7 protein-coding genes are annotated in these 9,015 nt (G+C 42.1%); 4 read left to right on the top strand and 3 right to left on the bottom strand.

What is annotated here, in order from left to right:
• From QUA01_RS20705 to QUA01_RS20690, 4 genes are all read left to right on the top strand, one after another.
• Positions 1-278: WD40 repeat domain-containing protein (locus tag QUA01_RS20705; protein ID WP_442922024.1), on the top strand; the 278-nt coding region annotated here is incomplete at its 5' end.
• Positions 275-1,399 carry an ATP-binding protein gene (locus QUA01_RS20700; protein WP_333093381.1) on the top strand — a complete coding sequence of 375 codons (1,125 nt, stop codon included), beginning with the start codon at positions 275-277 and terminating at the stop codon, positions 1,397-1,399. The genes QUA01_RS20705 and QUA01_RS20700, both read left to right, overlap by 4 nt.
• A gap of 268 nt (positions 1,400-1,667) precedes the next feature.
• Positions 1,668-2,738 carry an IS630 family transposase gene (locus tag QUA01_RS20695; RefSeq protein WP_333093382.1) on the top strand — a complete coding sequence of 357 codons (1,071 nt, stop codon included), beginning with the start codon at positions 1,668-1,670 and terminating at the stop codon, positions 2,736-2,738.
• A 121-nt stretch (positions 2,739-2,859) separates the two neighbouring features.
• On the top strand, positions 2,860-3,444 hold the full coding sequence (locus QUA01_RS20690) for a D-glycero-alpha-D-manno-heptose-1,7-bisphosphate 7-phosphatase (protein WP_333093383.1): 585 nt from the start codon (positions 2,860-2,862) through the stop codon (positions 3,442-3,444).
• Between the two features lie 7 nt (positions 3,445-3,451).
• Here QUA01_RS20690 and QUA01_RS20685 read toward each other — a convergent pair whose 3' ends face one another.
• The 3 genes from QUA01_RS20685 to QUA01_RS20675 all read right to left on the bottom strand — a co-directional run bounded on the left by QUA01_RS20685 (position 3,452) and on the right by QUA01_RS20675 (position 8,827).
• Entirely contained in the window at positions 3,452-4,672 is a 1,221-nt protein-coding gene (locus QUA01_RS20685; RefSeq protein WP_333093384.1) for a hybrid sensor histidine kinase/response regulator, read from the bottom strand.
• Positions 4,673-4,680: 8 nt separating this feature from the next.
• Entirely contained in the window at positions 4,681-7,272 is a 2,592-nt protein-coding gene (locus tag QUA01_RS20680) for a PAS domain S-box protein (protein WP_333093385.1), read from the bottom strand.
• 265 nt (positions 7,273-7,537) lie between these two features.
• Positions 7,538-8,827, bottom strand: coding sequence for an aminopeptidase P N-terminal domain-containing protein (locus QUA01_RS20675; protein WP_333093386.1), 1,290 nt, complete (start codon positions 8,825-8,827; stop codon positions 7,538-7,540).
• Positions 8,828-9,015 lie beyond the last annotated feature (188 nt).

Below are 9,015 nucleotides of genomic sequence, written 5' to 3'. Positions count from 1 at the left end.
ATTTAACAACTGGAAAAGAACTGTTTACTCTCAATGGTCACACCAGTTTGGTCAATGCAGTAGCCGTCACCCCCGATGGCAAGCGGGGGATTTCTGGTTCACTAGACAACACTATCAAAGTCTGGGATTTGTGGAGTGGAAGTGTCATTGCCAGTTTCACTGGTGAAAGTTCGATCGCCTCTTGCGCCATTGCACCCGATGGAGTCACAATTGTGGCAGGCGACGCATTCGGCCGCGTATATTTCCTGCGGCTAGAAGGGGTGGAGGAACTAACATGAATTCCTCACCTCTGGCAACTCCCATCTCTACCGCTGCTTACCCAAAAGAATTTCAGCAACTCCTGCGATCGAAAACCGAGAATTTTGCAGGCCGCAAGTTTGTTTTTTCGGCCATTTCCAACTTTCTGGACTCCCACAGCCGCGGTTATTTCACAATGGTCGGCACTCCCGGCTGCGGCAAAAGTTCCATCCTCGCCCAATATGTCACCGCCCATCCTCGCAGTATCTATTACAACGCTGGAGTTGAAGGCAAAAATCGAGCTGAAGATTTTTTCGCTTCAGTCTGCACTCAACTGATTGACAAATACCTTGCCGCCAATGGGGAAACATCGGAAATTGTCAAGCTCAAATCGCAAATTCAAAATCTTGAATCCGATGATGGGAGTTGGTTTCTGTCTTTGTTGCTTCAGCAAATTAGCGATAAATTAACTGATAACCAAAAATTAATAATAGTCATTGATTCCGTAGACGCGATCGCCCGCACGAGTCAGCCTCCCAGCACAAATCTGTTTTATCTGCCGAGATATTTGGGCGATCGTACTTATTTTATCCTCGCCCGCCGCCCGTTTTTGAGAGAGAAATCCGGTTTGTTAATTGAAGCACCCTCTAAAACACTCGATTTAAGAGATTATCCCGCCCAAAATCGGGAAGATGCCCTGAACTACATTCAGCAATACCGATCGACTGCACCGGATTTAACTCAACCCGAATTCGGCCAACAACTCGCAACTCTGGGCGAAAACAATTTCATGTATCTGAGTCAGATGTTACCTGCCATTACCGAGAATTTACGCCCTGATGCTAATCTGGGAGAGTCCTCACTTGTCCCTGAACTTCCTCCCGGTTTAGCAGCGTATTATCAAAACCACTGGCGACAGATGAGAGGTGATGCTTTATCGGCGATCGAGTTGTCTGTGCTCAATGTTTTGGTACAATCCACAACAGGTTTGTCTGTAAGTGCGATCGGCAATATAATTGATCAGGATGAATACGATGTTGAAAAAGCGTTAGATAATTGGATCGAGTTCTTAAATAAACAAGAAAATGGAGGAGAAATTTGCTATAGTTTGTATCATGATAGTTTCCGTGAATGGCTGGGAAAACAATCTCTTTTAGAATGACGATCGTACCTAGATTTTCGCTGTGCCAGCCTATAGTCTTCCTTGTCCAGTCTTCCCGATCCCCCCTAACCCCCCTTAATAAGGGGGGGACAAGAGTAGTCAAAGTCCCAAGCGGAAAAAGAGGAGGACTGGAACACTCAAAGTCCCCCTTCTTTAGGGGGATTTAGGGTGATCTAGACTCGACTATAAACGATAGATATAGCAATCCTAAATCATTATCAAGACTATGATACAATTATATGCAATACTTGATTGTGACAATAAAAAAATGAATAACTTAAAACGGCCCCTCCAAAATATGGAAAAGGAAATAACTCAATTAGAATCTTTCATTAAAAGTGATATCGATGCAAGAGAACTTAAACGAGCAATAGCTGTAAGGATGGCTGTCGAAGGCAAGTTCTACCATGAGATTAGCAAAATTCTCGGTGTAAGTGATTTTTTTGTGGGTCATTGGAAAAAACAATTTCAAACCAAAGGCATCGAAGGAATCAAGCTAGGGCATAAAGGGTCAAAAGGGTATTTAACAGCTCTACAAAAGACTGAAGTAATTGATTGGCTAAAGAATAAAGAATATTGGAATTTAGATGAGCTGGTTACTTATGTAGAGCGAGAGTTTGGTGTGATCTATAAATCAAAACAGAGTTACTATGAACTTTTCGATCGGGCGAAAATTAGTTGGAAAAAAACTCAAAAAATCAATCCGAAATATGAGGTCGAACTGGTAAAAAAAAAGACGGAAGAAATTAACAATATTTTATTCAAAAACAAGGCGGGCATAGAATCCGGGCAAATAATAGTATTATTTATAGATGAATGTCATCTACTTCATGGCGATCTAACGGGTTACGTTTGGGGTCAATCAAAAATCAGAATTGAAGTCCCAATTACCAATGAAAAAGATAGACAAACTTATTTTGGCGCACTCAATTATCAAAGCAAAGAATTCCATGTTCAGAGTCATCCATCTGGGGATGGAAAATCAACAGTTGAATTTATAAAATACTTACACGATAAATATAAGAATCGCAAGATTATCTTGATTTGGGATGGAGCCAGTTATCATAAATATGGCGAATTTAGAGATTTTTTATTAGAAGTAAATGGTGGCAAAGAGCCTGATGAGTGGTCAATTACTTGTATTTTATTTGCTCCAAATGCTCCCCAACAAAATCCCGTTGAAGATATTTGGTTACAAGCTAAAAACTTTTTAAGAAAGTATTGGTATTTATGTAGGTCTTTTAAGATTGTGAAATTTTTGTTTGAATTTTTTACTAAGGGGCAAAAATTTGATTTCCCCAAAATACATAAATATAGTTACACGGAGAAAATCAATTAGGATTGCTCTAGGTCTAGAAAATCATTTAGGATTGCTATACAAAGGTTTTTAGGCTTAAGTTAACCCAACAAACACTGCCACATCCTCACCCTAAACCCTATTTTCAAGCAACAATACAACCATGAAACGAGCAGTATTTCTGGACAGAGATGGCGTTCTCAACATCGAAGCGGGCTACATTCACCAAGTAGAAGATTTGCATTTAATCCCAGGAATAGCTAAAGCTGTACGCCGTTTAAATGACCACAAAATATTTTGCTGTCTGGTTTCCAATCAATCTGGCCCCGCCAGAGGTTATTATCCAGTCAGCCACGTTGAAGCTTTGCACAAACGCCTTTGTCAACTATTAAAAAATGAAGCTGGAGCGAGCTTAGATGCTATTTATTACTGCCCTTATTTGAGCGAAGCAGAAGGTGGAATAAACTCGGAATTTACACGATATACTACTTGGCGAAAACCGAATACAGGGATGTTGGTAGCCGCCGCTTGGGAACACAATTTGGATTTACAGAACAGTTTTATGGTGGGAGATAAAGCGACTGATGTGGATATGGCTCACAATGCCGGTTGTACTGGTATTTTAGTGCAGACTGGTTACGGCGAAAGCGTGTTGAGCGGCGAGTATCAGCACCATACTAAACCGGATTTTATTGCAGCCAATTTAGCAGTGGCGGTTGAGTGGATTTTGCAACATTTTGATGATTAAATAAGTCTTATCTATGATTTTTTGAGGAAAGAGCTACATAGGGAAGCACGACTGTAAAGTTAGTACCAACGCCGATTTTGCTTTCGCAGGCGATCGCCCCTCCTTGCAAATCCACAGCTTTTTTGACAATGGTTAATCCCAAACCGTTACCTTTAATCTTTCCAGTATTTTTGCAGCGGTAGAACATTTCAAATATTTTTTCTACTTCGGTTTCTGGGATGCCGATACCTTCGTCTCGGATGCGGATAATTAGTAAGGGATAGTTAATATTTGTACATTGAGTATTGGGAAATAAACACTCGCGAGAAAAACAAAAGATAGGTTCTTTGTCTCCATCTCCTGCTTGACTGTATTGCAATTCCAAGCTGACTTGACCGCCGCTGGGGGAATATTTGATGGCGTTGACAATTAAGTTAGAAATAATACAGTGCAACAATTGTTGATCTAAAATCGCGCTGGTAACGTCAGACGGGATGAATTTTAGTTTGTGCTTGGCTTCATTTCCTAACTGCAGTTGATCCAGCAAATCTTGACAAAATTCGACTAAATTTATCGGTAATGGATGGGATTTGAGTTTACCTGATTCTGCTCGGCCCATGAACAGCATATCGTCGATTAGCTGGTTCATTTTTTTTGTAGCTGAATTCACCAGTCGCAGGGTTCTGACTTGGGCTTCATCATTGCTACGATCGCGATCGAGCTGTAGGAGTTCTGCAGATATTAAAATTGCGTTGAGCGGATTCCGCAATTCGTGAGCAGCCATTGAAATATACTGGTTTTGGCGGTACGACTTTTCTTCCACCCACTCTCTCGTTGCTTCCGAAGCTTTAAGAGATTCTCGCATCTTAGCTTCGATTTCGTGTCTGTGCAGGGCAATCTCGATCGCCACCCGTAAATCATGTTGTTGAAATGGTTTGATAATATAACCAAATGGGTTTGTAAGTTTCGCTCTTTGCAGCGTTTTCTCGTCGGCATAAGCGGTTAAAAATACTGTTGGTACATCTACCTTGGTTCTGATTTGTTCGGCTGTTGTTATACCATCCATGTTACCTTTAAGCACGATATCCATCAGCACTAAGTCTGGCCGTTCTTCTGCAACTTTTTCCAGTGCTTCTTCCCCTGAAACAACCGTGGCTGTTACTATATAACCCAGTTTTTTCAACCTGCCTGCTATGTCTTCGGCGACAATCACTTCGTCTTCGACCACCAAAATCTTTATAGCGTTCATATTATTTTTTAAATGCGCCGTCGATAAGACAACTCAGTGAAACTAATATCGTAACAAGTTCCGCACTTACTGTCAATCACAAGAGTTCCATCTAATTGGTTGGTCAACATCCGCACTAATCGCAATCCTAAAGTTTCGGTATGTTCTATGTTAAAACCTGCAGGGAATCCTCTGCCGTTGTCTTGAATACTTAAGTGAAATTGCTGAGAAGTTGTGTCACGATGAAAATTAATATTAATTTCACCTGCCAAACTTTCGGTAAAGGCGTATTTCAACGAGTTAGAAACCAGTTCGTTAATAATCAAACCGCAAGGAATTGCTGTTTCTATATTTAAAGAAATTGGGTCAACGTTGACATTGAATTGGATGGATGTATTGCCGTAACCAAAAGATTGATACAAATTGGCAAGCAAATTTTCAACGTAGGGCGGGAGATCGATCCGATCGAGATTGTCGGATTGATAAAGTTGCTCGTGAATCAAAGCCATTGAATGGATGCGGGTCTGACTTTCTTCAAATAAAGCTAGCGTCGGTTCGTCTTCAATGTATTGAGCTTGTAATTGCAGCAGGCTGGAAACTACCTGCATATTATTTTTGACTCGGTGGTGAATTTCTTTCAGCAATACTTCTTTTTCGTGGAGTGCTGCTTGGATCCGGGCAGAAGTCAATTTGCGATCGCTAATATCTTCACAAATACCAGCGATGCGGTAAATATTGCCCGATTCGTCGTAAATAGGAAAAGCTCGATCGCAAACCCAGCGAATAGTGCCATCTGGCAAAAAAATCCGATATTCGGTACTGCTGGACTCGCCCTGCAACACTCGCCCCATTGCCTCGTCCAACAAATGTTTATCTTCTGGATGCACACAATTCATCAATTTTATCGGATCTGCATACAATGCTTCGCGGCTGCGCCCCCAGATTTGTTCGTAAGCTGGACTTACATACAACAAATCGGTCAACTCAGCAGAAACTAACCAAAAGGAATCTTGGATATTTTCTGCTAGCTGGCGGAAGCGTCCTTCACTTTCACGGAACGCTTTTTCTACCTGTTTGCTTTCGCTAATATCTTCGGCAATGCCAACAACGCGGTAAACTTGACCAGCTTGATTGGTAATCGGAAAAGCCCGATCGCGAATCCAGCGAATTTCACCATCCGGTCTAACAATTCGATATTCCGTCTCATCTTCAGCTACAATTTTTTTAGCGAATTTAACAACAACGCGAGAGCGATCTTCTGGATGGAGGGAATCCGCTAAAAAGTGTCCGCCAGCATACAATTCAGCACAGCTTCTGCCCCAAATTTTTTCGTAACCCGGACTAATATAAATAATTTCCTGCGGTTGAATGCCTACCATCCAAAACACGCTTTCAATGTTTTCGGCTAGCTGTCGGAATCTTTCTTCACTTTCTTTCAGTGCTGCTTCAGCTTGTTTGCGTTGTCTAGCTGCAACCACCGCATCGCTAATATCACGCTGTACGCCAAAATACCCCAAGATTCTTTCGAGAGAATCGTAAATGCAAATATAGTCGCCTTCTACCCAAATTCTCTCCCCGTCAAACTTGCGATTGTCATTTTCGATGTGAACTCTGCCAGCATCAAAAAATTGCCTGAATATCTCTCTGCTCTTTGGCAAGTTGTGGGACAAAAAAAAGTTAATTGTTTTGCCAATCAACTCTTCCCGAGTAGTTTCGTATTGAGCTATCAAAGCATGATTTGCCTTCGTTACCCGCCCGTGAGTAAATACGTAATCCAAAACTTTTTCTTTGTCAACTGTATCGTCCCAGTGCACGGGTTCGTCCAGCATCATAAAGAAAAAGCCATCTAAAGATTGAGAGAAAAACAATTCTAGCTGTTCCTGGCTTTGCCGCAGAGCTTCTTCGACGCGCCAGCGAGAGAGAATTTCTTCCTGCAATAGATTGTTGGCTGTTTTCAAGTCTTCAGTGCGCTTTTTATATTTAATTTCTAGCTGATTTTTGATTTCTTCCAGCGCTATTTCTGCCTGTTTCTTTTCGGTAATATCTTGAGTAACGACCATGCCTGCGAAAATTTCTTCCCGGTCGTTTTTGACGGGAGCAATTGTTGTTGAATAAACGTGATCGCCGTATTTATATTCAAAATTATTCTCTTTTCCTGCCAAAGCCGCGCGATATGTAGTCTCAAAAAGTGGCAAATCTTCAGGTGGCGATACTTCCCACAATGTTTTGCCTTCCAACAGTTCTTTGGACAAACCAACTACTGCCAAACCTTGACCGTCAACCAGAGTATAGCGCAAATCGCGATCGAACAAAAACACCGAGCCATTCGGATAATGTTTGATCAGAGTTCGGTACATTTCCTGGCTTTTTTCCAGAGATGCGATTAACTCAGTGCGCTCGTCGGCGAGATTCAATTCAGTTACACAGTCAGCAGAGTTGGAATTTTCCAATGCTTTAAGTTGTGCTGCTAATTTCTGGCACAATTTTCTCTGCTGTTGCAAATCTGCTTCGAGTTGCTGAATTTTTGCGCTTTGCTGTGTTACTAATGCTTCGCAGGTTTCGAGAGGTCGATTCCCTACGGGATAGTTACGCTGTGCGTTGTCTGTGGGATCAATACACATAAAGGCTTTTTGTTTGGCTGTTGGTTGTTGACTGTTGGCTGTTGGTTGTTGGTAATTAGGAATTATAACCAACAAATAATAAATAAATAAATAAATAAATAAGAAATAAGCTGTCGCGCCTTTAAATTGTATATTCAGGGCGAGCGGGAAACCCCACTCATTGTTTGATTTTTTTTAATATACAATTTAAAGGCGGCAACTGCCAACAGTCAACAGTCAACAGTCAACAGTCAACAGTCAACAGTCAACAGTCAACAGTCAACAATCATTTAGGAACTCCCGCTGTTAATACTTCGTGATTGTCAACTGTCACCAAGACATCATCTTCAATTCTCACACCAATACCGCGCCATTTTTCAGGAATCTCCGGCTGTCCTTCTACGGGTTTAATATAAGGAGAAATATAAATCCCCGGTTCTACCGTCAGCACTTGTCCCGCCTGCAAAACTTGCGAATTTTCGCCGTACTGATAAACGCCGACATCGTGTACGTCCAATCCCAACCAATGTCCGGTGCGGTGCATATAAAACGGCTTGTATTTCTCCTCTTTAATTATCTCTTCAATGTCGCCGACCAAAAGTTTTAAATCCATTAAACCTTCCACCAAAACGCGCACTGCTGTTTCGTGAATTTTACTGTAAGGATTTCCCGGATATACTTGACTGATTGCCTGCAATTGTGCTTGCAAAACTAAGTCGTAAATAGTCTGTTGTTCGGCGGTGAATTTGCCGCTAATAGGAAAGGTGCGAGTAATGTCGGCGTTGTAGTAGTCGCAAGCACAACCGGCATCTATTAGCAGCAAATCGTTTTCCTGCATTTGGCGGTTGTTTTCGATGTAGTGGAGGACGCAGGCATTGTTACCGGAGGCGACAATGGAAGGATAAGCGGAAGTGGCACCATTCATGCCAAAAATATGTTCAATTTCTGCTTGAATTTCGTATTCGTACCTGCCAGGTTTGGCGAATTCTTGGGCGCGGTTGTGGGCGATAACTGAGATATTAGCGGCTTTTCGCATTAATGCTAATTCTGTTTCGCTTTTCACCAGCCGCATCGGGTGTAAAATGATGTTGGAATCTTCGATTGCTGTTGGGCCTGTACCGCGTTTCGGGTAGGTTGCCATCAAGCTTTGCCAGTGATTGAGGATTGTTTGGTCGAAATTCCGATCGCGCCCGAAGTGATAATATATGCGATCGGCCTTTTCTAGAAATTTTGGCAATTTTTCGGCCAGTTCGGCGATGGGAAACGCTTCATCAGCGCCGTACAGCTCCTTAGCGCCTTCTACTCCGGCGCGATAACCGTGCCAAGTTTCTTTTTCCAAGTCTTTTGGCTGCACGAAGAGGACAAATTTGTGTTCTTCGTGATGCGGTGCGAGCACTGCTACCGCCCCCGCTTCCTTGAAACCTGTTAAGTAGAAAAAATCGCTATCTTGTCGGTAGGCGTATTCTACATCGTTGTGCATGACGGCTGCGGGGGCGCTGCGAAATATCGCGGTTCCGCTGCCAATTTTTGCCATTAAATGTTCGCGTCTTTGCCGGTATTCGCTGGGGTTAGTCATCCGATTTTAGATTTTAGATTTTAGATTTTAGATTGAGTTTAATATTAACATTCGGCGGTTTCAACCGCTTTTACACTGAAAAAACCCGCAAGTCAAGGGTTGAGGATGCGGATAAGCTGCTACGCAGCTAAACCGGATAAAATAGCATTGCCTTTATTTTTGATTTTTCGATCCCATTTAATAACCAT

Source organism: Microcoleus sp. S36a_B3 (assembly GCF_036700745.1).
GTDB lineage: Bacteria > Cyanobacteriota > Cyanobacteriia > Cyanobacteriales > Microcoleaceae > Microcoleus.
This window is presented reverse-complemented; position numbering and strand designations above follow the sequence as displayed.